At 63.4% G+C, this 25,918-nt stretch carries 19 protein-coding genes; 11 read left to right on the forward strand and 8 right to left on the reverse strand.

Annotated features, from left to right (window positions below; translation table 11 throughout):
- Positions 1 to 4 precede the first annotated feature (4 nt).
- Entirely contained in the window at positions 5 to 1,228 is a 1,224-nt protein-coding gene (locus ACXJMY_RS24100; protein WP_456621837.1) for an FAD-dependent oxidoreductase, read from the reverse strand.
- A 467-nt stretch (positions 1,229 to 1,695) separates the two neighbouring features.
- Here ACXJMY_RS24100 and ACXJMY_RS24105 point away from each other — a divergent pair, with 467 nt between their 5' ends.
- Positions 1,696 to 3,042 carry a lipopolysaccharide biosynthesis protein gene (locus ACXJMY_RS24105; RefSeq protein ID WP_456621838.1) on the forward strand — a complete coding sequence of 449 codons (1,347 nt, stop codon included), beginning with the start codon at positions 1,696 to 1,698 and terminating at the stop codon, positions 3,040 to 3,042.
- Positions 3,043 to 3,096: 54 nt separating this feature from the next.
- Here the strand turns inward: ACXJMY_RS24105 and ACXJMY_RS24110 are convergent, their stop codons facing one another.
- On the reverse strand, positions 3,097 to 5,181 hold the full coding sequence (locus ACXJMY_RS24110; RefSeq protein ID WP_456621839.1) for a lipopolysaccharide biosynthesis protein: 2,085 nt from the start codon (positions 5,179 to 5,181) through the stop codon (positions 3,097 to 3,099).
- Positions 5,182 to 5,463: 282 nt separating this feature from the next.
- Between ACXJMY_RS24110 and ACXJMY_RS24115 the strand changes: the two genes are divergently transcribed.
- Both ACXJMY_RS24115 and ACXJMY_RS24120 read left to right on the forward strand, forming a co-directional pair.
- Entirely contained in the window at positions 5,464 to 6,654 is a 1,191-nt protein-coding gene (locus ACXJMY_RS24115; RefSeq protein ID WP_456621840.1) for a glycosyltransferase family 4 protein, read from the forward strand.
- Between the two features lie 27 nt (positions 6,655 to 6,681).
- Complete coding sequence (locus ACXJMY_RS24120; protein WP_456621841.1) at positions 6,682 to 8,166, forward strand: glucosamine inositolphosphorylceramide transferase family protein; 1,485 nt, start codon at positions 6,682 to 6,684, stop codon at positions 8,164 to 8,166.
- 493 nt (positions 8,167 to 8,659) lie between these two features.
- Here the strand turns inward: ACXJMY_RS24120 and ACXJMY_RS24125 are convergent, their stop codons facing one another.
- Positions 8,660 to 9,370, reverse strand: a complete 711-nt coding sequence (locus ACXJMY_RS24125; RefSeq protein WP_456621842.1) for a GntR family transcriptional regulator — start codon at positions 9,368 to 9,370, stop codon at positions 8,660 to 8,662.
- Between the two features lie 169 nt (positions 9,371 to 9,539).
- Between ACXJMY_RS24125 and ACXJMY_RS24130 the strand changes: the two genes are divergently transcribed.
- The 8 genes from ACXJMY_RS24130 to ACXJMY_RS24165 all read left to right on the forward strand — a co-directional run bounded on the left by ACXJMY_RS24130 (position 9,540) and on the right by ACXJMY_RS24165 (position 20,075).
- A complete protein-coding gene (locus tag ACXJMY_RS24130) occupies positions 9,540 to 10,814 on the forward strand; it encodes an aminotransferase class III-fold pyridoxal phosphate-dependent enzyme (protein ID WP_456621843.1) in 1,275 nt (424 codons plus the stop codon).
- A gap of 106 nt (positions 10,815 to 10,920) precedes the next feature.
- Entirely contained in the window at positions 10,921 to 12,444 is a 1,524-nt protein-coding gene (locus ACXJMY_RS24135; RefSeq protein ID WP_456621885.1) for an ABC transporter substrate-binding protein, read from the forward strand.
- Between the two features lie 56 nt (positions 12,445 to 12,500).
- Entirely contained in the window at positions 12,501 to 13,448 is a 948-nt protein-coding gene (locus ACXJMY_RS24140; protein ID WP_456621844.1) for an ABC transporter permease, read from the forward strand.
- Complete coding sequence (locus ACXJMY_RS24145) at positions 13,441 to 14,328, forward strand: ABC transporter permease (protein ID WP_456621845.1); 888 nt, start codon at positions 13,441 to 13,443, stop codon at positions 14,326 to 14,328. The genes ACXJMY_RS24140 and ACXJMY_RS24145 overlap by 8 nt, the downstream gene beginning before the upstream one ends.
- On the forward strand, positions 14,329 to 15,318 hold the full coding sequence (locus ACXJMY_RS24150) for an ABC transporter ATP-binding protein (protein ID WP_456621846.1): 990 nt from the start codon (positions 14,329 to 14,331) through the stop codon (positions 15,316 to 15,318).
- The gene (locus ACXJMY_RS24155; protein WP_456621847.1) at positions 15,315 to 16,274 is read left to right on the forward strand and encodes an ABC transporter ATP-binding protein; all 960 of its coding nucleotides are present in this window, start codon (positions 15,315 to 15,317) and stop codon (positions 16,272 to 16,274) included. Before ACXJMY_RS24150 ends, ACXJMY_RS24155 begins: the two co-directional genes overlap by 4 nt.
- 40 nt (positions 16,275 to 16,314) lie before the next feature.
- Positions 16,315 to 17,712 carry an amidase gene (locus ACXJMY_RS24160; RefSeq protein ID WP_456621848.1) on the forward strand — a complete coding sequence of 466 codons (1,398 nt, stop codon included), beginning with the start codon at positions 16,315 to 16,317 and terminating at the stop codon, positions 17,710 to 17,712.
- A 113-nt stretch (positions 17,713 to 17,825) separates the two neighbouring features.
- Positions 17,826 to 20,075, forward strand: coding sequence for a penicillin acylase family protein (locus tag ACXJMY_RS24165; protein WP_456621886.1), 2,250 nt, complete (start codon positions 17,826 to 17,828; stop codon positions 20,073 to 20,075).
- Here ACXJMY_RS24165 and ACXJMY_RS24170 read toward each other — a convergent pair.
- The 5 genes from ACXJMY_RS24170 to ACXJMY_RS24190 all read right to left on the reverse strand — a co-directional run bounded on the left by ACXJMY_RS24170 (position 20,068) and on the right by ACXJMY_RS24190 (position 25,855).
- On the reverse strand, positions 20,068 to 21,288 hold the full coding sequence (locus ACXJMY_RS24170; protein ID WP_456621849.1) for an ABC transporter ATP-binding protein: 1,221 nt from the start codon (positions 21,286 to 21,288) through the stop codon (positions 20,068 to 20,070). The two genes, ACXJMY_RS24165 and ACXJMY_RS24170, sit on opposite strands and share 8 nt — an antisense overlap.
- Positions 21,272 to 22,087 (reverse strand): ABC transporter permease, encoded by an 816-nt coding sequence (locus ACXJMY_RS24175; protein WP_456621850.1) that lies wholly within the window; start codon positions 22,085 to 22,087, stop codon positions 21,272 to 21,274. Before ACXJMY_RS24175 ends, ACXJMY_RS24170 begins: the two co-directional genes overlap by 17 nt.
- Complete coding sequence (locus ACXJMY_RS24180; protein ID WP_456621851.1) at positions 22,084 to 22,938, reverse strand: ABC transporter permease; 855 nt, start codon at positions 22,936 to 22,938, stop codon at positions 22,084 to 22,086. Before ACXJMY_RS24180 ends, ACXJMY_RS24175 begins: the two co-directional genes overlap by 4 nt.
- Positions 22,939 to 23,017: 79 nt before the next feature.
- Positions 23,018 to 24,064, reverse strand: coding sequence for an ABC transporter substrate-binding protein (locus ACXJMY_RS24185; protein ID WP_456621852.1), 1,047 nt, complete (start codon positions 24,062 to 24,064; stop codon positions 23,018 to 23,020).
- Between the two features lie 336 nt (positions 24,065 to 24,400).
- Positions 24,401 to 25,855 carry a 4-hydroxyphenylacetate 3-hydroxylase family protein gene (locus ACXJMY_RS24190; protein WP_456621853.1) on the reverse strand — a complete coding sequence of 485 codons (1,455 nt, stop codon included), beginning with the start codon at positions 25,853 to 25,855 and terminating at the stop codon, positions 24,401 to 24,403.
- Between the last annotated feature and the right edge of the window lie 63 nt (positions 25,856 to 25,918).

Here is a 25,918-nt window from a genome sequence, read left to right on the forward strand (position 1 = left end):
GCGCTCAGGCGCGCAACGCGCTTCGAACCTGCGCGAGCCAGCCCGGCCGCATTTGATCGACCTGGTGGGTGACACGACGCCGCAGGAAGTGCAGCCGCCGCCGCAGGTCCCAGCCGACATCGTTGCGGGACGTCAGAGCCTGACGGAACCGCGCCATCTTCAGTGATTGCTGGTCTGCCGCGACCTTGACGAGATCGGAATAGAACTCCGAAATCTTCTCCTTGCTCATGCCCTCCGTCTTGAGCCAACGCGGCGCATATTCGGTGCAGAGGCGCTCGACGTCGACCAGCAGGCGGGCAACGCCCGTGCCCGCGGCAGGGCAATTGGTCTGGAATGCATCGCCGATGAGCACGACGCCGGGCTGGAGATGTCCTTCGACGACGGACAGATCCATCACCCAATTCCGGACCTGGTCGGTCACGCGGAAATCGCCGAGATAGGGCTGCAATCCCGGCAGCAAGCGCAGAACCGTTGCTTCCGTATCACGACGCAGCTCGCGCATGATCGGATCGGTCGGGTCGCGAAACATGAAGAGATTTGCGCGCATGCCGGCGGGCACCGGAAACAGGCTGAGATAATCGATGCCGTCCGCCGTGCGCTCGCCGTAACAGGTCAGCGCCTCGAAATCGAACGGCGCGCCATCCCGGCGGGCGATCGTGAAGCCGAACGAGACCGAATGGCGCTCGGCCAGCACCTGCCGCTTGATGCCCAACCTGTAACCGAGCACTCCCGCCATGCCGGTGGCCAGAACGACGAGGCGCGCAGTGACGTGCCGTCCGGAAGCGAGCTCGAGATGCTGCAGGTCGTCGCTGCAGCTGACCGCGGTGACCTCGTCGACGATCAGGCTGGATGGATCGGGCAGCTGACCGCGCGCCATGGCAACGAGACCGGCATAGGGAAGCCCGTAAGCCTGGCCGACGCTGACATCGATCACCCTGCCTTCCCTGATATTGAGCACGCGGTCGTATGAACAGGCGACGCTCTCGAGGCCGCGGATGAAGCCCAGCCTGCGGAACATCTCCAGCTGATGGCCGCCGATCTTCTCGACCCGAAACTCGTCCGGATAGACCGCGCGCTTGTCGATCAGGGCGACGCGATGCCCTGCCCGCGCGAGCACGGCCGCCGCGAGCGATCCCGCGAGGCCGCCGCCGACGATGGCGATGTCCGCAACGATCGCCGAAGTGCCGGCTGCGGCAATCGGTTCGGTCACGTTTCTATCCGCCGTCATGGTCAATGGCTCCCGCGGTCAACGATGGTTGCATGAGCAATTCTCTCGCCTGATGTCGCATCGCAAGACCAAACGCGATCATTTCCCGATATCTCGGTTAATGAAGCGGAGACCTGGTCATCTCCACGATGTCCGGCACGCGCCTTGCTCGGGACGCCCTGCAAATTCCGGTGTCCCGCAACTCGGCGGCCGTTCCCGGCGAACCGGTCCGCATCCAGACGGCCGATCTCGCCGTCATTGGCCATCGATGCGGCGCTCTGCCGCCGCGCGATCGGGTCGGGCTTTGCTCTATCTGGGACAATCGGGTCGGCGATGTTCCATAGTGAAGCAACCGGCCCGGCGGCGACGTCGTCGCAGCCGGCAACATCCCGGAGCACGCCCATTAACACTCGCGATTTTTCGGCGTGCTAGGCTGTCGCCCGTATCGGAACGTATCTCTTCAGGGGAGAGCTACCCCTTAATCTTCAATGATCAAATCCATCGTCCAGTTCATGCGGCGCGACGTAACGCGTGGTGTTGCCGGAACCATCCTGCTCAAGGTTGGTAGCGGCGCGCTTGCGTTTGCATTGTTCTCGCTGGCGGCACGAACGATGTCGCCCGACGGATTCGGCATCTTTGCGACCTGGCTTTCGGTCGCCCAGATGGCAGCGGTCGTGGGGCTGGTCGGGCAGGAATCGCTTCTGGTGCGATTCCTGAACGAGTATCGGGTGGGAAATCGGCCCGATCTTACCAAAGGCGTGCTGCTATCGAGCCTGAAGATTTCCTCCGTCGCGATGCTGCTTGCGATCGGCGCAATCGCGATCGTGGCAAACATGCGAGGCGACGGGTGGCTGCTGGTTCTCGCGGTGTCGGCCTACACCGCCGTGAATGCGGGACTGATGCTGGGCAGCCAGATCGCGCGCTCGCTGGTCAGCATTCTCATGGGAGAAGGCAACCGGGAGTTCTTCTGGCGGGTCAGCGTCGTCCTGTTTCTGCTCGCAATCATGTCCGGCCAGCGGCAGCTCGATCCCGCCGAACTGATCGCCGTGATGGCGATTGCCATGTCGGTCGGCCTGGTCGCACAGGTCATCGCGATTGCGCGAGCTCTGCCGGATTTCCGCGGCACGGCGGCGCGTTCCGAGACGTCCCGCTGGAGATCGAGCGCGCTTCATTTCTGGGTCGCGTCCATCCTTGAAGCCGCGAACCAGTATTTCGACGTCATTCTTGTCTACTGGATGCTGGATCCGGCAACCGCCGGGATTTATTTCGCCGCCTCCCGCCTCGCCAACATCTTCGCCATGCTGTCGGCCGCACTGTACAGCTTTGGCGCGCGGCGGCTCCCCTCGCTGTACTTCAGCAAGAACCATCAGGAATTCGAGCGAACGTTGCGGCTCATGGCGGAGGTGACCGCGTTGTGCGTGGTCAGCGGACTGCTCCTGATCTGGATTGGCGGCCCCCATCTTCTCAACCTGTTCGGGCCCCATTTCGCCGCGCAGCACTGGGTTCTGATCGTGCTCGCGATCGGAACGGCCTTCCAGGCGGCGGGCGGTCCATCTGCGGCGATATTGCAGCTGACCGGCTATGAGCGTGAGTATGTCCCCGTCGTCGCCGCGAACGTGGCGCTGCGGCTGGTCGGATTTCTCGTCCTCATTCCCTGGCTCGGCGTGCTCGGCGCGGCGATCTCGGCGACCGCGTCGCTGGCGCTCGCAACCATCGCCCTCAACATCCTCTGTCGTCGGCGAACCGGAGTCGATCCTTCGGTTTTGGGGCTTCTGCGCTTCTCGGCATCGAAGCGCGGCGCCTACGCGGTCCGCGGCGCGGACTCCGGCGAATAGACGTCGATTCAGCCAGAGCGATTGCACCGCGCGGCACTACACAGCCGGGTGGCGTCAACCAGCCAGCCCCAGCATTTCGCCGCGACGACGCGCCGACGGGTCGGCCGGCACACGATTGACCACGATACCGGTCGGCACACCGACAAACCGGGAGAGCGCAGCCGTTGCCCTGCGCATTGCGGCCGAAGCGACCGCGTCTTCGCGGGCGACCAGGACGACGAGGTCGGCGTGAGCGGCCAGCGCCGCCGCCTCGGGCTGCAAGGCCAGGGAGCTGGCGTGGACGACGATCAGATCGAACTCCGAACGAATATCGTCCGCGGGTGACGGCTCGGGCCTGTTGCCGGCACCCAGCAGCTCATCGACACTGCGAAAGTCCGCCGTCGTCGCACCTTCGGCCTGGTCCTTCGCGAGGCTCGCCGCGGCACCGCCGAGGTCCGGCTCCACCCGGATCAGGACGCTCAGCTTCCCTGTGTTCACCGCCCATCGATTCAGCGACCGCGCAACGGTGTTGCCGCCAGCGCGCTTGCCGACCGACATCACAAGGACGACCTTGCCGCGAGGTCCTGGCAGCTTCTCCAGCCTCTCGAGCAGCGGGCGCAGATGACCACCGAGATCGATTTCGCTCGTTGCGGACACCGGCCCTTGCCAGATGTTTCTGGGGACATCGCCAGGCACCAGGTCGGGAATGCGGGCCCACACAGGCGGACGTGCCCACGCCGCGGGCTGCGGCGGAGCCGGTTCGGGGTCCCGGACCTCCGGAACGGATTTGTCCGATCCGCGTCCCGTAGCGGCGACCACCGCCGTCGACGTCAGCAGCGAGCCAATCGCAAGCGCGGCGAGCAGCAACGGCAGCGGTGGAAGCGTCGAGCGAAGCGGCGGAATGGCGGACGACGCGATCTTGGTTTGAGAACTCTGCAGGAGGCGCTGCTCGTTCGTCGTCTTGGACCGCGACAGGAACTGTTCGTAGATGTTTCTGTTGGCCTCGGCGTCGCGCTGTAGCTCCTGGAGCCGGACCAGAGCCTGACCGTCGACCAGGAGCTGCGATTCGGCCGCCTTCATCTGGTTTTCCAGCGCCTTCTGTTGATCGCGCTGGGCCTCATATTCCGACTTTGCGGTGTCGATGCCCTTTGTCCGCTCGACCTCGATCTGCCTGTTGAGATCGTTCAACTGGCTGTACGACATGACGAGATCGGGATGGCGATCGCCGAACACCGCTCGCTTCTGCGCGATTTGATCATTGAGGGCCGATCGCTGTGCGCGCAGCGCGCTCAGGAGATCCTGCCTGGCGGGGCTGTCGACATTCGCTTTCAGATCGCGCTGCGCCTGCTCGTAGCGGGCTTTGGCCTCTTCGGTCCGGGCGCGCGCAGCGGCAGCCTGCTGCGACAGCTCGGTCACGCGCAATTGCTGCGTCGTGGAATCCTTGCCGGCATTGACGATCCTGTGCTCGAGCTTGAACGTGGCAACGGCGTCCTCCGACGCCCTCAGCCGGTCGTTCAATGTCTTGAGCCGGCTACTGAGCCAGTCGGCGGCCTCGTCGGTCGCATCCGTACGCATGCGGCCCTGGCCGGCAACGAACGCCTCGGCAATGGCATTGGCATAGTAGGCCGCCCGCTCCGGCCGGTTCGAGGTGAAGCGGATGGCGATGACATAGGTCAGTCCGCGACGGGAAATGTCGAGACGGTTGCGGAACCTCTCGAGCAGGCGCGCGGGGTCGGTGTGTCCCCCGGAGATGTCGTCGTCATCCCGAATCTTGAGCTGCTCGATCAGCGGCTTGAGAAATCCGTCGGACTTGGCGACTTCAACCAGGCTTTGCAGCGCGGCGCTATCCTGCCCTATACCGGGCAGAACGTCCTGCTCCGTGGTCACGCGCTGCTCTCGGGGATCGACAACGACCAGTGCGGTCGCCGCAAATCGCACCGGAATCACCAACAATACGACGACGCCAAGGGCGAAGATCGCGAGAGCGAGCGTCAGGATGCGGCGAGCGTTGTCCCGCAAGAAGGCGAGCGCACCCGCGGCAGTGAGCCCACCGCCAAAGCGTTCGCGGGACTCACCGTTCGACGCGTCCCGGGTCTGCCACGACGCGGCGACACCGATCGATCCGGAGCTTGTCGGGTCTGCACGGCGACCGAACGTCATGGATTTTACTCGGATTCAACTGGCGAACACTGTTCAGTGCCTGCTCCAACGTAAATATCTATGGTTAATCGGTGGTTACGCGCTCCATACGCGACCGTGACCAATTGGTTAACGCACTCGCTTCGCTTCGTTCGGAAACCAGCGGATTCCCTCGTGAACGATGCCCTTCCGGCAGCCTGCGCATTAACTCCGTTTAACGCTAGTCGATGTCCGCTCGAAGCCTGCATGGTAGGTACCGGGTTAAGAAGATGAAAACTTCGTTTCTTCAGCGGGTCGGGATCCGTGCTCCATTACCAGCCAGGCACAGAACGGGGCGAGGCACCGAAGCTGCCTTCGACCGCGGCAGCACTCGCAGGGCCGAGCAGCGGCGGATCAAAGCCACACGTGCTTCTTGTGCAAACTCAGGCCGAGAACGCCGGTGCGCAGGAGATTTCCCGGCTGCTTGGCGCCGGACTGACCGACCGCGGCTATCGGGTCACCAATCTGTTCTTCTACCGCAAATCGGATTCGTTCGATGAGCCGCCCGATACGCTCTACTGCGCGGCGCGCCGGCCGGGAAATCCGCTGGCACTGCTGCGAATGTTGTGGACGCTCGGCCGTCATATCAGGACCGCCAGGCCTGACGCTGTTCTGACCTTTCAGCATTTCGGCAACGTCATCGGCGCGGGGGTGTCGCGCCTCGTCTGCCGCGCACCGGTCGTCGCCAATCAGGTTTCATCCGCGCTGTCGATGAGCTGGCCGGTCCGCACGGCCGACATCGTCATGGGCAGCCTCGGCTTCTTCGACCGCATCACGCTCAACTCGCTGGACATGCAGCGCGAGTATTCGCGCTACCCCGAGGCCTATCGGTCGCGCATGGTGCATGTCCCACACGGTTTCGACGACAAGGCCCTCAGCCTGTCGAAGGAAGCTGCACGACAGACATTCAATCTGCCGCCGGACCGCGTGCTGCTCGGCTGCGCAGCGAGGCTGCACCCGCACAAGCGGCTCGATGCGGCGATACGTCTGTTGCCGGATCAACCATCCTGGCACCTCGCACTGGCCGGCCAGGGAGCCGACGAGGCTCGGCTGAGGCAGTTGGCGGACGCCTTGAAAGTGTCGGACAGATTGCATCTGCTCGGCGAAATCGCCCCGCGCCAGATAGCGGATTTTCTCGCCTGCCTGGATGTATTCGTCTTTCCGACGCAAGCGGAGACCTTTGGTCTGGCCGCGGTCGAAGCCGCGAACGCCGGCGTTCCTTCCGTCGTCACGGATCTTCCCGTCCTGCGCGAGGTGTTGTCCTTCGAAGGAAAACCGACAGCCCTGTTCGTCGATGCCACCGACCATGCGAAGCTGTCCGCGGCCGTCGCACAGCTGCTGACGGACCAGCAACTGAGCGACGAACTGCGACAAAACGCCAAAGGCCTCAGGTTGCGCTATTCGGTGGATGCCATGGTCGAGGAATACGTTCGAATTCTCAGCCAGGTCATTTGACCGGCGGTCGGAATAGATTGGCTCGACATGATCATCGAGTTTCGCTGTGAACGTGAGCATGCGCGGCGGTGGATGGGCCGCGAGACGCTGTCGATCGACGGCCGGGATGTTCCGGTTCAGATCGCCTGGACGACGACGGCGACGTCACGGCCCACAGGTCTCGACGCGCTGTTCGAACTCGAGCGTTTGGTTTTGCACAAGGGCAAACACAGCGGCGCCGACACGTTGAAGATCATCCCGGACCGGATGCAGGCGCGCGCCGGCACCGCCGACGTGATCGTCGATTTTTCCGACGGGGCGCGGGATCCCAGCTGTTCTGCTCCGCTGTATCTCCGCCCGCTGTTCAACGGAACCGCAGGCGAAAACGCCGCACTTGCCGCCATTCTCGCCGGCGACCTTCCGGTGATCGACATCGTCAACGAGATCGACGGTGCGGTCCTGGATCGCGGCCACCCATCCGGGGAAATCGCGGCCGGCTTGAGCGGCGCGCTCGACACGGTCATGGCGCGAACCCTGACCATGGTGGCCGCAATCCTGTCGGGACGGCCGCGCATTCTGCCGCCGCTGGCCCGCCCCGCCGGAGACGGCATCGGCCGGCGGCCGGCGGCGTATGTTGCGCGCGGCCTCGCCGTATCGATCGCCAAGGAGATCTATCGCCTCTGTTGCTACGCCCCGCATTGGCACGTCGGATGGCGCTTCAATGACGGTGCAGGCGTCTGGCAGACCGGAGATCTGTCGGGACCGGGCTGGAACGTCCTTGCCGATCCCGGCCATCGCTTCTACGCCGATCCCTTTCCCATCACATGGCAGGGAAGAACATTCGTCTTCTTTGAAGATCTCGATCACCGGATCGGAAAGGGAATAATTTCCGCGATCGAGTTCAACGATTCGGGCCCGGTGGGACAAGTCGTGCCCGTGCTGGAGGAGTCCTGGCACCTCTCCTATCCGTTTCTGATCGCGGACGCTGGCGAGTTGTGGATGATCCCGGAGAGTTCGACCCACGGCGACGTCGCCCTCTACAAGTGCGTCCGTTTTCCGGACAAATGGGAACGCCACGCGACGCTGCTTTCGGGCCTTGAACTCGCCGATGTCACGATCACGCGACACAACGGCCTGCATTATCTGTTTGGAGCCTGGCGCGACGGAACGGGCGGGTATTCCGATTCGCTGGCGATCTATTACGCCGAGCACTTGTTGGGGCCCTGGTTGCCCCATGCCAGCAATCCGGTCCTGATCGATCGTGCGAGCACGCGGCCGGCAGGGAATTTCGTCACCATCAATGAAAGATTGTGGCGGCCGGTCCAGGACTGTGCCGACGGCTACGGTGCTGCGCTCGGGCTGGCAGAAATTGTCGAACTGTCGCCGACCACATTCAGGCAGATCGTTCGCCACTCGCTTAGACCGGGGCCCGCATGGCCCGGCAGGAAGTTGCACACCTTGAACCGCTGCGGCCGGCTCGAGGTGATCGACGGATCGCGTGTTCAACCCAAGACCCTTGCCCGCCGATCCTGATGGTTCAGGCCGTGGAGCCAGCAATGGCTCTCCGTCAACGTGCGTGAGGATCATCTCGATCGCCTTGCGATGGGACGCAGCTTCGCGGTCTCGCGGCTGATTTCGCCCGAGCTTTGCTTCGCCTCTCCGCCCTCTTGAGCCAAGAGGGCGCAGGGAAGGCCGGGTGCCGGCTGGCACCCGCGGTCCGCTGCGCGAGGTGGTGCGCAGAGAGAACCGCACAGCAGCATACAGGTGTAGCCAATCACTCGGCCTTCCCTGCGCAGTGGTTGGACGGCTTATGCCGTGCTCTCCCGGGAGCCGAGTTCGTTCTGGCCTCCCTCGCCCTGCGAAAGTCGCCGACACCGCGCCGGTTGACGCCAATGCCGCCTCCGCAAGAGCTTGACCGTAGCAACGACGGCCAGGACCACACGGTTTTGCCGTACGCACGGCCCGCCATTTCGCCGCAGTTTTCCCAGCCCTGTCGACGGAGCCGGAAACTTGCTGGCGAGACGAACTATGTCATTGCGGCATCCAGCTGCGATGGCGCAACACCGGCTTCGATATCCTGAAGCAGTTTCAGCAGTCTGGCGCCTCCCTCCATCAGATCGGCCTGGATCGACTGCTTCACGGCCTCGGGATTTCTCGCGGTCAAACCGTCGAGCACGTTGAGATGCTGATGCCGTCCCGGATAGGTCGGGGTCGCATGCGGATACAACATGTTGAGCAGAGGACCGTTGCGAAGCCAGATCGTCTCGATCATCTCGAGCAGTTCGGGCGCGTCAGCGGCCTTGTAGAGCGTGTGGTGGAATTGCCAGTTCACCTGCACGGCTTCGCGCCAGCGCCTGCCGCGTTCTGCTGCGACCAGCGCCTGATGATATTTCTTGAGATTGGCGATATCAGCCTTGGAGATCCGGGTGGTTGCGCGTTCGGCGGCCAGTCCTTCGAGCAAAATCCGGATACCGCGTAGTTCCTCGTACTGCGCTGCACTCAGGCGGGCGACCTCGATCGAGCGGCTTGCCTGCATGTCAAGCACCCGTGCGCGCACCAGCTGCATCAGCGCTTCCCGGATCGGCGTTTCCGAGACGCCCATCGTTTCGGCGAGCTCGCGGATCTTGAAACGATGGCCGGGACGGAATCGTCCCTCCATCAGGGCAAGCCGCAATTCCCCAAACACGCGGGCCGTCAGGTTGTCGCGGCCGACCAGACCGACAGCATCGTTGGACATCGAGGGGGCCTGCTCTCCAGTCGAAAGGCGACCAATCTCTATGCGTGGTCTGCACGTCTGCCCGCGGTCTTTGCAAGATCAAAAGGCGAGAAAGGCCTTCGCAACTATGATATATCATATATTATGCTGGCGTCGCAACGGCGCGGCCGTCCGACACGAGGGACTTGCCATGGCACCTGATGACACCGCATCCAGGCTCCTTTCGCAGGACGAGGCGTTGCGGGCACGAGCCCTGAAGGTCATTCCCGGCGGCATGTGGGGCCACATGAATGTCGCACGGCTGCCTCCCGGCTATCCGCAGTTTTTTCGCAGCGCGAGCGGCTGCCACCTCCGGGATCTGGCGGGCACGGAATATATCGACCTGATGTGCGGCTATGGACCGATCGTGCTCGGTTACGGTGATCCGGATGTGGAGGCCGCAGCCGCGGCGCAGCGCGCCCGCGGCGACTTGATGACCGGGCCCGCGGAATGCCAGGTCGAGCTCGCGGAGCTCGTGGTCGAGACCATTCCGCACGCCGACTGGGTGCTGTTCGCCAAGAACGGCACCGATGCGACGACGGCCTGCGTGACCATCGCGCGTGCCGGCACGCAGCGGCGCAAGGTGCTGGTGGCGAAGGGCTCCTATCATGGCGCCGCGCCGTGGTGCACGCCCTCGCTGGCCGGCGTCACCGCGGAAGATCGAGCCCACATCCTGCACTTTGACTATAACGACGTTGCGAGCCTGGAGCGCGCCGCCGACGAGGCCGGCCGCGACCTCGCGGCAGTGCTGGTGACTGCGTTCAAGCATGATGTGAGACGCCATCAGGAGGCGCCGACGCCTGCGTTCGCGCAGGCAGTCCGGAGGATCTGCGACGCGGCCGGTGCGGCGCTGATTCTCGACGATGTCAGGGCGGGCTTCCGCCTCCACATCGGCGGCAGCTGGGAGCCCTACGGCGTGCGGCCCGATCTGTGCGCCTGGAGCAAGGCGATCGCCAACGGTCATCCGCTTGCGGCGATCACCGGCGCCGATCGCTTTCGCGACGCCGCCCAACAGGTTTATGTCACCGGCTCCTTCTGGTGCTCGGCGGTGCCGATGGCGGCAGCGGTGGCTACGATCAAGAAACTGCGCGCAACCGGTGCGATCGCAGCAATGGAAGCCATGGGCCGCCGGCTACGCGACGGGCTCGAGGCGCAGGCACAGGCGCACGATGTGCGATTGCGGCAGACCGGACCGGTTCAGATGCCGATGATCATGTTCGAGGACGATCCGGATTTCGTGCTCGGTCATCGTTTCGTGCAAGAGGCGCTGCGGCGGGGCGTCTACATGCATCCCTGGCACAACATGTTTCTGTCCGCGGCACACCGGCCCGACGACATCGATCGTGTCTTAGACGCGACCAACGGTGCCCTCAGGCAGGTCGCCGCTTCAGTCGACCGACGCCAGTCCGCGAAAGCGGTCCAGTGAACGCGGCCGGGACATCCATGCGGGTAAATGACGACTGATACGCGAACTCAACAGGAAGGCAGTTGTAATGACAAGCTTTTCGGCCATGTTTCGTACGATCACCGCGATGGGCCGGTCGATTGCCCTGCTCGGCGTGCTTGCAACCCCGCTCCATGCCGCCGAACCCAACCGCGGCGGCAGCCTCGTCTATGCCTATCTCTCCGGGCCGGGCACGCTAGATCCTCATGTCGCCTCAAGCCTCGTCGAACTCGAAGTAATCCACCACTTGTTCGAGCCGCTGGTTGCGATCGACAATAACTATAACGCCCGGCCCGTTCTCGCTTCGAAGATCGAGACCAATGCCGATGCCACGGTCTTCAGTTTCACGCTGCGCAGGGGTGTGAAATTCCACAATGGCAAGGAGATGACGTCGGCCGACGTGCTGGCGTCGTTCGAACGCTATCGCAGGGTCAGTCCCAACGCCTCCGTGCTCGCCGATGTCGACGGCTTCGAAGCGCTCGATCCCTACGGCTTCGTGATCCGCTTGAAGAAGCCGAACGCCGTGTTCGTCGACGTGCTGAAGTCGCCGGTCTATCCGTTCGAAATTTTGCCGGCCGAGCAGAAGGACAAGGCGGCGCGCGAGATCGACATCGTCGGAACCGGTCCGTTCATGCTTGGCGAGTGGGTGAAGGACAGCCATCTCGTCATCAAGCGTTTCGACGGCTATGTGCCCGACGAGAGCGCGCCCGGGCCCGACGGTCTGGCTGGGCGCCGCACCGCCTATCTCGACCAGGTTCGCTATAATTTTGTGCCCGAGGCGAACGCCCGCGTCGCCGCGTTGCAGACCGGCAACGCCGACGTCATCGGCGACGTTCCCCGCGATCTGGCCAAGCGTTTCGACGGCCAGGCGAACATCACCACGCAGCAGATTTTCCCGTATTGCATGCAGGTGTTCGTGGTGAACACGCAGGCGACGCCGACCACCAATCCGCTGGTTCGCCAGGCGATCGAGGCGGTGGTCAATATCGACGATATCACCGGAGCCATGGGACAGATCTCGCGCCCGGGCCATTCGCTGGTGTACGCGTCGAGCCCTTACTATCAGGGCGATGCGATGAAGCCCTATTACGACCAGCGTAACCCGGCCAAAGCCAAGGAGTTGCTGAAGCAGGCCGGATACAACGGCGAGAAGATCGTGCTCCAGACGAATTCCAACTACCCGAACTTCCGCGACGCCATCCTGGTCCTGTCCGAGCAGATGAAGGACGCCGGCTTCAACGTTGCGGTCGACATCGTCGACTGGACCACCAACGCGAGCAACATGCAGCGCGGCACCGGGGTCTGGAACGTGTCCACCACCGGCTATTGCTCGAATCCGCTGCTCGGCCCGCAGCAATGGAAGGTGATGTTCTACACCTTCCCGCACGTCAAGGACGACCACGTTCTCGACGCTGCCTATGACGCGTTCTACGCCTCGCTCGATCCGCAAAAGCGCATCGCGGCCTGGGCCGATATCGAGAAGCGCGTGCTGGACCAGGCCTACATGATCAAGATCGCCGATATGGGCACGATGCGAAGCTACAACGCCGCCAAGGTCGTGAACTTCATGCCCTATTATATCGTTCATTTCTGGGACGTTTGGCTGAAGTAGCGCCGTCGGCACAACGGCGGCTGGGCAGGAGCAGAAAGCGTCATATCGGGTATCTCATGTTTCGCACGATCAGCGTCCGTCTCATGCAATCCATACCGGTCCTGCTGCTGGTTGCGGTGCTGTCCTTCGTCCTGATGCACCTGCTGCCGGGAGATCCCGCGGTCGTGATCGCCGGAGCCGATGCCACGCCTGCGGCGGTGGAACGGATTCGTCGTGAACTCGGCCTCGACCAGTCGATCTGGCGGCAACTGCTGTCCTGGTTCCTCAACCTGGCACAGGGCAAGTTTGGCAGCTCGCTGGTGCTGAACCAGACCGTACTCTCCGCGGTCGGGGAGCGTTTGCCGGTGACGTTGTCGCTGGCCGCCCTGTCACTCGCCATCACCCTGCCGATTGGTATCGCGCTCGGCATCCTGGCCGCCTATTTCCGTAGCAGCTGGATCGACGCGGGTGTCATGGCGGTTGCCCTGATCGGGGTTTCGGCCCCGAGTTTCTGGATCGCGATCGTGTCGGTCATCTTGTTCAGCGTGAAGCTCGGATGGGTGCCGTCCGCCGGCTATGCTCCGTTGCTAACGGCGGGCCCCGGTGCCTGGTTCGCTTCGCTGATCCAGCCCGCCATGGTGCTCAGCCTGTTTCAGATTGGCTTCCTGGCGCGCATGACGCGCTCGGCGATGCTCGATGTGCTTGACCAGGATTTCATCCGGACGGCGCGCGCCAAAGGCGTCAGCGAGTGGCGAACCGTCGGCAAGCACGGCTTCCGCAATGCTCTGGTCGCCGTCGTGACGGTCAGCGGCATCATCCTGAGTCTCCTGATCGGAGGTTCAGTCGTCGTAGAGCAGGTGTTTGCGTTGCCGGGTATCGGCCGGCTCGTGGTGCAGGGGATCATGGCCCGCGACTACCCGCTGATCCAGGGCACCATGCTGTTGTTCGGCTTCGCTTTCGTGCTGATCAACGTTGCCGTGGATATCATCTATACCCTGGTCGATCCACGGGTGCGCTATGACTGACGTCGGGCTGGCTGCGCCGTCGACACAGATACTGGCGGAGCGCCGGCGATTTCCCGTCCTGCGCAAGCTCGCCGCGCACCGGTCGTTCAAGATCGGACTGGTGCTTGTGACCGTCCTGACGCTTTGCGCGATCATCGGGCCGATGCTGACCGGCACCGATCCGACGGCGATGAGCATTCGTTACCGATTCAAGCCGCCATCGGCACGCTTCCCGTTCGGCAGCGATCAATACGGGCGGGACATCCTCACGCGTGTGCTCTATGGCGGCCGCCTGTCACTGTCGATCGGGTTTTCGGTGGCCCTGCTCTCAGGCGTGTTCGGCGCCATGATCGGCATCCTGGCGGGATATTTTCGCGCGCTCGATCCGTACGTCATGCGATCGATGGACGCGCTGATGGCGTTCCCCGCGATCCTGCTGGCCATCGGTATCGGCGCGGCACTCGGCGCACAGGCCAGCAGTATCGTGGTGGCGCTCGCAGTTGCTTATGTGCCGCGGACGGCGCGGATCGTGCGTGCCTCCGTGCTGGTCATTCGCGAGATGGAGTATCTGCAGGCCGCGCGGGTCAGCGGTGCCGGCGACGTGCACATCATCGTCAAGCACGTGCTGCCAAATTGTCTCGGACCCCTGATCGTCCAGCTGACCTTCATCTTCGCCTACGCCATTCTCGCGGAAGCGACGCTCAGCTTCCTCGGCATCGGCCCGCCGCCGCCGGCCCCGAGCTGGGGCAACATCATCGCGGAGGGACGCGACTACTCGGTCGAGGCGTGGTGGGTGATGCTGTTTCCCGGCCTCGCGGTCAGCCTCGCCGCGCTCGGCATGAATCTGCTCGGCGACGGGTTGCGCGACGTGCTCGATCCACGCTTGAAGATCGAGACCTGAATGGCGCAGCAAACCCTTCTGAGTGTCGAGAACCTGACGGTCCAGTTCCGCGGCGACACTGGCTGGGTGAACGCCGTCGAAGGCGTGGACTTTGCCGTTCGCGCCGGCGAATGCCTCGGCATCGTCGGTGAATCCGGCAGCGGCAAGAGCGTCAGCGCCCTTTCGATTCTCAAGCTGCATGGCCGTGCCAACACACGTTACGCATCGGGGACGATCCGCTACGGCGGACATGATCTGCTGACTGTTCCGCAACGCCGGCTGCGCCAGATTCGCGGCAGGGAGATCGCGATGATCTTCCAGGATCCGATGTCCTCGCTCAATCCGGTCTTGAGCATCGCCGACCAGATCATGGAGCCGTTGCGCCAGCATCAGGGGCTCTCGGCGCGGGCCGCCCGTCGTCAGGCCGTCGAGCTGCTGGAGATGGTGCGGATTTCCGACGCCTCGCGCCGCATCGACGATTACCCCCATCGGCTTTCCGGCGGCATGCGCCAGCGCGTCATGATCGCCATCGCAGTGGCATGCCGCCCCAAGCTCCTGATCGCAGACGAGCCGACCACCGCCCTCGACGTCACCATTCAATCCCAGATCCTCGAATTGCTGCGCGAGTTGCAGCGTGAAATCGGCATGTCGGTGATTTTGATCACCCATGATCTCGGCGTGGTCGCGGAGTTCGCGCAGCGTGTCGTTGTCATGTATGCCGGGCGGGTTGTGGAATCCGCCGCCGTCCCTGCCCTGTTCGAACGGCCGGTGCATCCTTACACCGAAGGGCTGATCCGCGCCGTGCCCGATCCCGACGCGGACGTACACCGGCTCGCGACCATTCCCGGGAACATTCCGGATCCGTCGACGTCGATCGCGGGATGCCGGTTCAATCCGCGCTGCCGCGAGGCGATCAAGTCCTGCCTGACTGAGCCGCCCGCGTTGGTCGACGCCGGGGCGGGCCATTTCGCGCGTTGTCCGCCGCGCATCGCCACGGGAACAGCCACATGAGTGGAGCGCCCATCGTCGTCGTGCGCGAGTTGTTGAAGACCTTTGCGGCGCGGGGCGCGTCGTTGCGCGCCGTCGATGGTGTCAGTTTCGATGTTGGGCAAGGCGAGACGCTGGGCCTTGTCGGGGAGTCAGGCTCGGGGAAATCCACCACGGGACGTATCCTGGTCGGTCTCGAAGCCGCGACAAGCGGATCGATCAAGCTGTTCGACCAGGAGGTTTCTCCGGCGAGCGGCAAGGCTGCGCTCAGGGCGGTGCGGCGACGGCTGCAATTCGTGTTTCAAGACCCGCAGAATTCGCTCAATCCCCGCATGCGCGCGCAGGACGCGATCGCAGAGCCGCTCGACGTCGCGGGCGGCCTGTCGCGCGCCGCCCGCAACGATCGCGTCCGCGAACTGCTGGAGATGGTCGGTTTGCCGCGTTCGTGTGGTGACCGTTTCCCCCACGAATTCTCCGGCGGCCAACGTCAACGCATCGGCATTGCGCGGGCGTTGGCGCTGAAGCCGGAATTCATCGTCTGCGACGAACCGGTATCGTCGCTCGACGTGTCGATGCAGGCGCAAATCGTCAACCTGCTGCTCGACCTCCAGGAGCGGCTCGGCCTCAGCTATCTCTTCATCGCCCATGATCTCGCGGTGGTCCGCAGCATTTCAGCACGGGTGGCGGTGATGTATGCCGGCAGCATCGTCGAGATCGCGCCCAGGCACGAACTGTATACCGCTCCCCGGCATCCCTACACGCAAGCGCTGCTTGCGGCGATCCCTCGCGTCAAGCCGAACAAGGCCCGCGCCGCGGTCGTGACCGGCGAATTGCCGAGCCAGATCGACACAGTGCCGGGCTGCACGTTTCATCCGCGTTGTCCGTTCGCGTTCGAACGTTGTCGAGCCGAGAAGCCGAAGCTGCGGGAGATCGCGCCAAGCCATCTTGCCGCCTGCCACCTTCACGACGTCCCCGCCTGACGGCTGTTGCCGCCGCTTTGCCGATTGATGGAGTTCCGAGATGTCTGATCGCGATCTTCTCTTTATGCCCGCCACGACCGCCGCAAGGCTGATCCGTAAACGCGCTTTGTCTCCGGTGGAGTATGTCGACGCCGTGCTGGGCGCGATCGAGCGGACGCAACCGACGCTCAATGCCTACGCGACGGTGACCGCAGACGCGGCGCGGGCGCAGGCGCGGGTTGCAGAGCAGGCCGTCATGGCCGGCGAACAGCTCGGGCCGCTTCATGGCGTACCCGTCAACATCAAGGATCTCTTTGCCACCAAGGGCGTTCGTACTGCGCACGGATCGGCGGTCTTGGCCGACAACGTTCCCTCGCAGGACGACATCCTGGTGACTCGCCTGAAGAATGCGGGTGCGATCATGGTAGGTAAATCGACCACACCTGAATTCGGTCACAAGGGCCACACCGACGGACCCAGCTTCGGGATCACGCGCAATCCCTGGAATCCCGCCCGCACCGCGGGCGGATCGAGCGGTGGCGCGGCCGTCGCGGTGGCGGCCGGACTTGGGCCACTGGGTCTCGGCACGGACGGCGCGGGATCGATCCGCATTCCCGCCGGCGCCTGCGGCGTGGTCGGACTGAAGCCGACCACGGGCGCGGTGCCCTATGAGCAGACCTCGGATTCGTTCTTCAATTATGCCGCAGCCGGCCCGTTGACGCGCACCGTTGCCGATGCCGCATTGATGATGGACAGCCTTGTGGGCCCGTCGACGCTCGATCCGTGGTCGCTCGGCGCGCCCGGCAACGGGACGCTGATGCCTGGCCTGATCTCGGAGGATTTGTCGGGATTGCGGATCGGATACCTGTCCGCCATGAGCGACTGTAGTGCGGACGTTGCGGCAAACGCCAAGGCGTCGCTCGCAGCCCTTGCGGAGCTTGGCGCCGAGGTGGAGGAGGCCGGCGTTGGAATGGACTGGATCGCGGGCCCTGCCCGGCTCATGTACCTCGCTAATCTGAACGTCTATTTCGGTCACCATCTTGAAAAATGGCGCGACCGGATGGACCCGGTCCTGGTGGAATGGATCGCGGCGGGTAGCAAGGCCACTCTGGTCGATTTTCGCAAGGCGCAGGTCGCGCGCTCACGGTTGTATCGCGGTGTGCAGAAGCTCCTGGAAAGCTACGACTTTCTCGTGACGCCCACCTTGCCCACCACCGCAATTCCGGCCGAGGCCGGCAAGACCGTCGATGCTTTGTTCAATCGCGGCTGGAACGCCTTCGTCTATCCGTTCAACCAGAGCGGCAATCCGGCGCTATCGGTGCCAAATGGCTTCGGAGCCGATGGATTACCGACCGGCCTGCAGATCGTCGGCCGCTGGTGGAAAGACAATGATGTTCTGCGTCTCGGTGCCATCCTGGAGCGGATTCGTCCCTGGGCCGATCGTCGGCCGTCCGCGTGAAGATGGATCGAACGCGAAGCCTTGGTGTACAAGCCTGACAAAACCGGGAGAAGAGCGTGACAAGCGCTGCCAATGACAGACCTTCATGCCTGCCTCAGACCAAAGGCGCGGTCGTGCTGCGCGGCCTTGAGAACAACGTCGACGTCCATCGCGACGCCTGGGGCATCCCGCACGTCCGCGCACGCGGAACGGCTGACGCCTTCTTTGCGCAAGGCTATGTCCACGCCCAGGACCGGCTCTGGCAGATGGACGCCGCGCGCCGGCGGATGCTGGGCCGCTGGGCTGAATGGGAGGGCAGCGCGGGTGTCGCGGCGGATACGCTGGCGCGGCGGCTCGATGTCGCGGGCGCGTCGCAGCGCGACTTCGCCGGTTTGTCGGGCGAAGCGCGGGCGATGCTCGAAGCCTATGCGAGCGGCGTCAACGCCTTCCTGGCGCAGGGTGCGCCCTTGCCTTTCGAGTATGGCCTCGTCGGGAGCGATGTCGAACGCTGGGAGCCGTGGCACTGTATCCTCGTGATGCGGCAGCGCGGTTATCTGATGGGCTCGGTCTGGTTCAAGTTGTGGCGCGCGGCAGCCATGCGCAGAATCGGACCGGATCACGTCGCCAAGCTGCGTTACGACGATGGCGGCCAGGATTTTCTCGCCACGCCGCCGGGCGCGGAAGGCAAGCGATGGACTGCCGCGCTGCAGGATCTGGCGCCAGCGATCGAAGCACTGGCAGCGCTCGCTGGCCCGGAGGCCACCGATGGCGGCAGCAACAATTGGGCGATTGCGCCGTCGCGGACCGCGACCGGCCGGCCATTGCTGGCCGGCGATCCACACCGCGTCTTCGAGATGCCGAGCCTGTATTCGCAGTTCCACCTCGCCTGCGACGCGTTCGATGCTATCGGGCTTTCGGTGCCGGGCGTGCCGGCATTCCCACACTTTGCCCACAACGGCCATGTCGCTTTTTGCGTAACCCACGCCTTTGTCGATATCCACGATGTCTATGTCGAGAACTTCAAGCCCGGCGACGCGTCCCGCTACCTGTTCCGGAACGAATGGCGCAGCAGCGATATCCGTCGCGAGCGCATCGCGGTTCGCGGAGGATCTGCCGTCGATGTCGAGGTGATCGCGACCCACCACGGGCCGGTGATCGCGGGCGATCCGCATCAGGGAGCGGCATTGACGCTGCGGTCGGTGCAGTTCGCCGAGCTTGATCGGTCGTTTGATTGCCTGTTGCCGATGCTGCACGCCGGAAGCGTCGACGCGCTCTATGAGGCGACGCGAGGCTGGGGCCTGATCGATCACAATCTGGTCGCGGCCGATACCACCGGGCGGATCGGAAATCTCGTGCGCGCCATCGTGCCGCAGCGCCCGCGACTGAATGGCTGGCTGCCGGTGCCGGGCTGGACGGGAGAGTATGAATGGCAGGGCGTCATTCCCTGGGAAGATATGCCGCGCGCCTTTGACCCGCCGGACGGCTTTTTGGTGACCGCGAACAACCGTGTCGTCACGGACGAACATCCGGATTATCTGTGCACCGACTGTCATCCTCCGTACCGGGCCAAACGGATCGCCGACCGGCTGGCCGCACTTCCGGCAGCCACTGTCAGCGACATGAGAAGCATCCATGCCGATACGCACAGCTTCACAGCGCGCGAATTCATTGGCCGCCTGAACCAGCTCCCGGCGATCGAAGGGCCCGCTGCCGCGTTGCGTGACCTCATTGTGGGTTGGGACGCGTGCATGGCTGCCAACTCAAAGGCGGCTGCAGCCTATGCGAGGACGCGGCGCGAACTTGCGCGTATCGTTCTCGAGCGGTCGGGTTTGAGCGCGGTGTCGCGAGATCCCGTCGCCCGAGTTGCCCCCGGCGTAGCGCCACTCAATCAGATCTGGTGGGCACTTCCATCATTGCTGCGCAACGACGATGCGGCGTTCCTCGGCGGCTGGGATTGGGATCACGCGCTGACGGCGGCGCTCGAGCGGGCAGCGGAGACCGACAAGGACAAGACTTGGTCGGAGCTGCATCACGTCCGCATGTCGCACCCGTTATCGGCGGCCTTCCCCCAGGCGGCGACGCAGCTCGAACCGCCGGGGCTTCCGGTTGGCGGCGACAACGATACCGTCATGGCCAATGGATGCTATTGGGCCTCCTCAGGCCTCACCGCGGCCTATGGTGCGGTCGCGCGCTATGTCTTCGACATGGGCAACTGGGACAACAGCGCCTGGGTTGTGTTCCACGGCGCGTCGGGACACCCCGCGAGCCCGCATTATTCCGATCAGCATGCGCTATGGGCATCCGTCCAGATGGTGCCGATGCTGTACGACTGGAGCAAAATCACGAAGGCCAGCGACCAGCTCGTACTAAAACCTTTCACCTAGGTCCCTCGAGGCGCTCCCTGCCCGTCGACCAATTTGACCTAGAGGAAGGCAATGATGTCGCGCTTCTCGAGTTCGGTTCGGGCAAGAATGCCACGACGTCGTCAGATCGGACCATCAATCCGATCTCGACGCCGACCGGACAGGACGACAGCGCCGCGATCCCCGGGGCGCGCAACAGGACCGGCTCGCGCGCAACGCCGGCGACATCGATGTAGAGATCGATGTGATCGCCCTGAAAGACCTGCGTGGTCACCGTTCCACGCAGCACCCCCGGCGTGCTTCCTGACGTCACGGCCAGATGCTCCGGCCGAATGAAGACGTCCACAACATCACCAATCGCCGCCTGCGCGAGCGGCGCCGCCGGAACCTCGATACGCATGTCACCGACGGATACGGTGGCGACCTCTCCGCGCCGCTCGACGAGACATCCAGCCAGAACATTCACATTCCCGACGAAGGATGCAACGAAACGATCCGCGGGACGGCGGTAGACATCGCCAGGCGCGGCAATCTGACGTATCCGCCCCGCCGACATCACCGCAATGCGGTCCGACATCGATAGCGCCTCGCCCTGGTCGTGGGTCACAAAGATCGTGGTCACGCCGAGCTCGCGCTGGATCTGCTTCAGTTCGACTTGCATCGACGCGCGCAGATTCTTGTCCAGCGCCGAGAACGGCTCGTCTAGCAAGAGCACCTTCGGCTTGATCACGAGCGCGCGCGCCAGTGCGACGCGCTGCTGCTGGCCGCCCGACAGCTGCCGCGGCTTGCGGTCGCCGAATCCGTCCAGCTTCACCAGTGCCAAGGCATCGTCGACCCGGCGCGCAATCTCCTTCCTGTCGATCCCGCGGGTCTTCAGACCGTAGGCGATATTGTTGGCGACATTCATATGCGGAAACAGCGCATAATTCTGGAAGACGATGCCGATCTCGCGCTGATGGGCGGGCGTTTCGGTGACCAGAGTGCCCTCGATGAAGATCTCGCCGCTATCGGCTTCGAGAAAGCCGGCAACGAGATTGAGCAGCGTGGTCTTTCCGCAGCCGGACGGTCCGAGCAGGGTCATGAACTCGCTCGGCTGGATCTTGAGCCAAGCTTCATGAAGGGCCATGGAGTCGCCGAAGCGCTTGGTCACGCCGTCGAGCTGTACCGCCGGCCGGCCTTGCCGGCCCGTTTCGCTGCTCGCGGTTACGCCCATCCGATCAGTGTGCATCAACATTGAGGATCTTCTCGAGACCAAGGAAGGCATTGGCGAGGCTCAGCAGCAATGCGGTGACGGCGATATAGATCACCGACAGCGCAGCCAGCGTCGGATCGGCGAACTCGCGCACATAATTGTACATCGCAACCGGCAACGTCTGCGTCGCCTGGCTGCTGACGAACAGTGTGGCCGTAAACTCATTGAACGAGAGGATCGCGGCAAACAGCCAACCGCTCAACAGCCCCGGCAGCAGCAGCGGGATCGTCACGGTCAGCAGGATACGGCCCGGTGTCGCGCCGAGGCTGGAAGCCGCGAGCTCGAGCCGGCTGTCAAGATTTTCCAGCGAGATGAAGGTGCTGCGCATCACGAATGGCAGCACCAGCAACACATGGGTCAGGATGACAAGCGGAAAGCCGCGCCCCGCGCCGGTCTGCGATGCCAGGATCAGCACGCCGAGGCCGATGGTGTAGTGCGGGATGATCAGCGGCGACAGCAAGATGCCCTCGAGCACCGACTTGAGCACGAAAGTATAGCGATGGATCGCGATGGCAAAGGCTGCGCCGACGACCAACGCAATGCTCGACGCCCATAACGTCACCGTGAGGCCGTTCCAGAAGCCCCGGCCGAAATCACTGTAGGAGAATGCCCGCCAGAACCAGCGCAGCGACCATGCCTGCGGYGGAAACGCAAGAATCGCACGGTCGTTGAACGCAGTAACGGCAACGACGATGCCGGGCAGCAGCACGAACAGAAGGATCGCAGCGACAAGCACACGCCCCGACCATCTCAGCACCATGACGGCGGGAGACCGTTTCATGTCGCGCTCGCCAGTCGTTCCAGCGGCCTGGTCGCCTGCTTCAACAATGCGATGACGGCCAGAGACAGCGCGAGGCCGATGATCGACAGGCTCGCGGCAAAGGGGAAGTTGAAGGACGAGAAGCCGAGCTGATAGATCAGCGTCGATACCGTGCTGACCCTCCCGCCGCCGATCAATTGCGGCGTCGCGAAGGCGCTGAACGTCCAGGCAAATGCAGTCGAGAAGCCGGCGATGATGCCTGGCATCGACAGTGGCAGAGTGATCGTCAGAAAGACCCGGATCGGTCCCGCGCCGAGGCTCTCCGCCGCCTTCTCGCAATTCCGGTCGATATGCGACAGACCCGCGGCCAGCATGATGACCATGATCGGCATCGTCACATGGACCAGTGCAGCGATCACGCCACCTGCAGTGAACATCATCTGCACCGGACGCTCGACGAGGCCGAGCTTGACCAGCAGCGTGTTCAGGAAGCCGTTATTTCCGAGCACGATCATCCAGGAATAGGTCCGCACCACCTCCCCCAGGAACAACGGCGTCACCGCCGCGATCAGGATGAAAGAGCGCATCGCGGAACTTCTCGTGCGGACCAGCGCATAAGCCAGTGGATAGGCCAGGATCAATGTGAACGCCGCCGTCTCGAAGCAGAGCAGGATCGTATTCCAGAACGCGAGCGCATAAAGCGGCCGGAGCATGGCCGCGAAATTCTGCAACGTGAACCCGCCCACTTCCAGCGAGCCCGGGATGTAAGCCCTCATGCTGAACTGAAACACGGCCGTCATCGCAGCCGTCAGCCCCAGCGCGACAAGCCCGGCCGGCGAGACGAACCATCCCAGAAACGGGCGCTTGGTCATGACGAACTCCTTGGCGAACTCCTCGGCGAACTCCGCGCTGGAAATTGCGGCCCGGCCACGGCCGGGCCGCTGCTTACGCTCAGGGAGCCATGATGTTTTCGGCGAACCACTTCCGCCACTCGGCAGTCTTTTCGGCACGCAGCTTGTGATCGATGATAAGGGTCTGATGCGCCCATTGATCGGGCGTCGTGAACACGCCCGGGAGCGACGCAACCTCCGGCAAGAGCTTGGCGTTGTCGACCACTGGACTTCCCTTCTTGAGATTGGCGATCTGTGCCTGTACCGCCGGATCGAGTGCGATATTCAGGAATTTGTAGACGAGATCAGCCTTGGCCGTGCCCTTCGTTATGCCCATGGTGTCAACGCCGAGCACCGCGCCTTCCTTGGGAATGACAAGCTTGATCGGAACCCCCTGATCACGCATGTAGTAGGCGTTCATCGACAGCACGACCTGCACCGGTGTCTCTCCGGTCGCGAACATCTGCTGGCTGTTGGCGTCGTTGGTGTAGAAGGCCTTGTAGTTCGGTTTCAGCGCCTTCAGCTTGTCCTTGCCGGCCTCCCAATGTGCCGCATCTGCACCGGACAATTTTGCGGCGACGGCGATAACGTGGCTGGGATCGAAATCGGGTGACGAGATCATGCCCTTCAGCGCCGGATTCCAAAGCCCCTCCCAGCTGTCGAAGCTGACGCCCTTCGGCAACTGATCCGGCAGATAGCCGATCGTATAGACATAGGCCCAGGCGCCGATGTGGTATGGGCTGATCTTGGCCTGCTCCACCAGATGCGCGGCATTGGGGATCTTCGAGAGATCGAGCTTCTCGAAGAGATTGTCATTGGCGTAGAGCCAGCCGACATGCGCCGTCGTGAAGGTGACGTCGCTCTCGGGCTTGCCGGCAGCCAGCTTGGCCTGGTTGAGCCGGTCCATCGTGCCGCCCGTGACATACTCGACCTTGACGCCGGTCTCCGCCGTGAACTTCTTCGCGATCGATTCGTCGATCAAATCGCGAAAGCTGCCGCCCCAGGTGCTGACAACGAGCTTCTCCTCAGCCGAGGCAGCGGACGGCCCGCCGCCGATGATGAGCACCGACGACAGCACCATCACGAAGTGCTTCAGGACACGTTTCATCTCGAACCCTCACAACAATGTTTGACATGGATCGGCAAGCAAACGGCATGCCATTTCGACGAGCAACCCCTTGAAACTACTTACGAAAAACACAGGAAGACGCACCGACATCTCTCACGAGAGATCAGCGCTCATGTTGCGAAAAGCTGACGGTCAATTAGCCCTGACGCGATCAAATCATCGAAGTTTCAGCGATCACGTCGATCTCCGTCAGCTTGGCGAGACCTCCAGGAACCAGGCTTGTCACAACGAGAGTAACGCGCCGCTCGTTGATGCCTGTTCGAGAAGCAGTCTGATATAGACCGCCGCAGCATCCACTCGCACAGCAGGCCACACTCATTCGCTCTTTCCGTCGATGCGGTCCGACAAGCCGGCTGACTTCTTCACGAAATCGAGCGGGCCGGAGAAGTCGAAGCTGTTGTAGACAGCGGCCAGATGATTGAAGTGCGGCGCCTGGGCGAATTGCACGAAGGTCAGACGGTGACCGGCATAGTCCGAATTGAGAAGGTCTCGCGCGAAGGCAAGCAGCCTGCGGCGATCATCGGCCTGCCACTGATCGTTCAGGGAATAGAACTTGTTCAGCCACTCTCCGCTGCCCTTGGCATCGAACGCGCTCACATTGGGCGTGATGCAGATCTGGCCACCGCATAATTCYCGCGCGATGTGCATCATCGCCGGCAGCTGCGAGCAGGCAAAGACGCGTCCGGCGTAAAGCATGGATTGCTGTGGCATCAACAGCCCGCCGGAGCTCTTCTCGGCCATCGCGATCGACGCGGTGAGATGCGCGTTGATGCCCTCGCGGTAGCAGACGAGATCGGCAAGCTTCTCGCGCACCGATTGCAGTTTTTCGAGGCCGGTCTGCTTGGCATTCCACATCGCCGCCCCGATCATCATGTCGGCGACGTAAAGCAGGCGCAGCACGTAAGGAAACGCCGAATAGCGATGCAGGGTCGAGCGTACGAACTGGGCAGCGCGCGTATGGCGATAGAAGAAGACGTCCTCCCAGGGGATCAGGACATCGTCGAACACGACCAGCGCTTCCACCTCGTCGAAGCGGTTGGCGAGCGGATAGTCCTGCGGGTTGCTGCGGCTGGCGAAACCGCTGCGGCAGATGTGCTTGACGCCGGGCGCACCCATCTTGACGATGCAGCCCACCGCATAGTCCGACAGCTTCTCGGTCGACCATGCTCCGACCGTGGGCTTAAGGTAGGCCTGGTCTGCATAGGCCGCCGCGGTCTCGTATTTGGCGCCACGGATGACGATGCCGGCGTCGGTCTCGCGCGTGACATGGACCATCATGTCGGGATCCTGCTGCTGCGGCGGTAGCGAACGATCGCCTTTCGGATCGGTGTTGGCGGAGACGTGGAAGACGTCCTTCTCGATCACAGCGCGGATATGACGGTCGATATTGGGTGCGAAGCGCGGATCGATCTCGGCCAGCACGTCGCGGCCATCGGTGAGCGACCACATCTCACCGATGGTCTCGTCGCCGACCCGGGTGACGACGCCGGAAATGTCCTTCATGAAATGATCGAGGGCCTTGATCTTGTCGTGCCAGTCCTTCTGCACCAGCGGAGGCCGGTAGAAGATCGAATGCCGCTCGTTGCCCTCGACATAGGTCAGATCGCTGCTATAGCGCTCCTCATGCGCCATGTCGTACATGCGCGCCTTGATGTCGATGATCGGCTTCAGCGCCGGGTGCGTGGTGACGTCCTTGACACGCTCACCATCGATCCAGACTTCGCGACCATCGCGAATGCCCTGCTTGTACTCTTCGCCTGTGCGGATCATCGATCGGCTCCTGTTGCACTGGACGAAAGGGTGCCGGAGCAGCTAGCATAAGGAAAATATAAT

Source organism: Bradyrhizobium sp. P5_C12 (genome assembly GCF_054049735.1).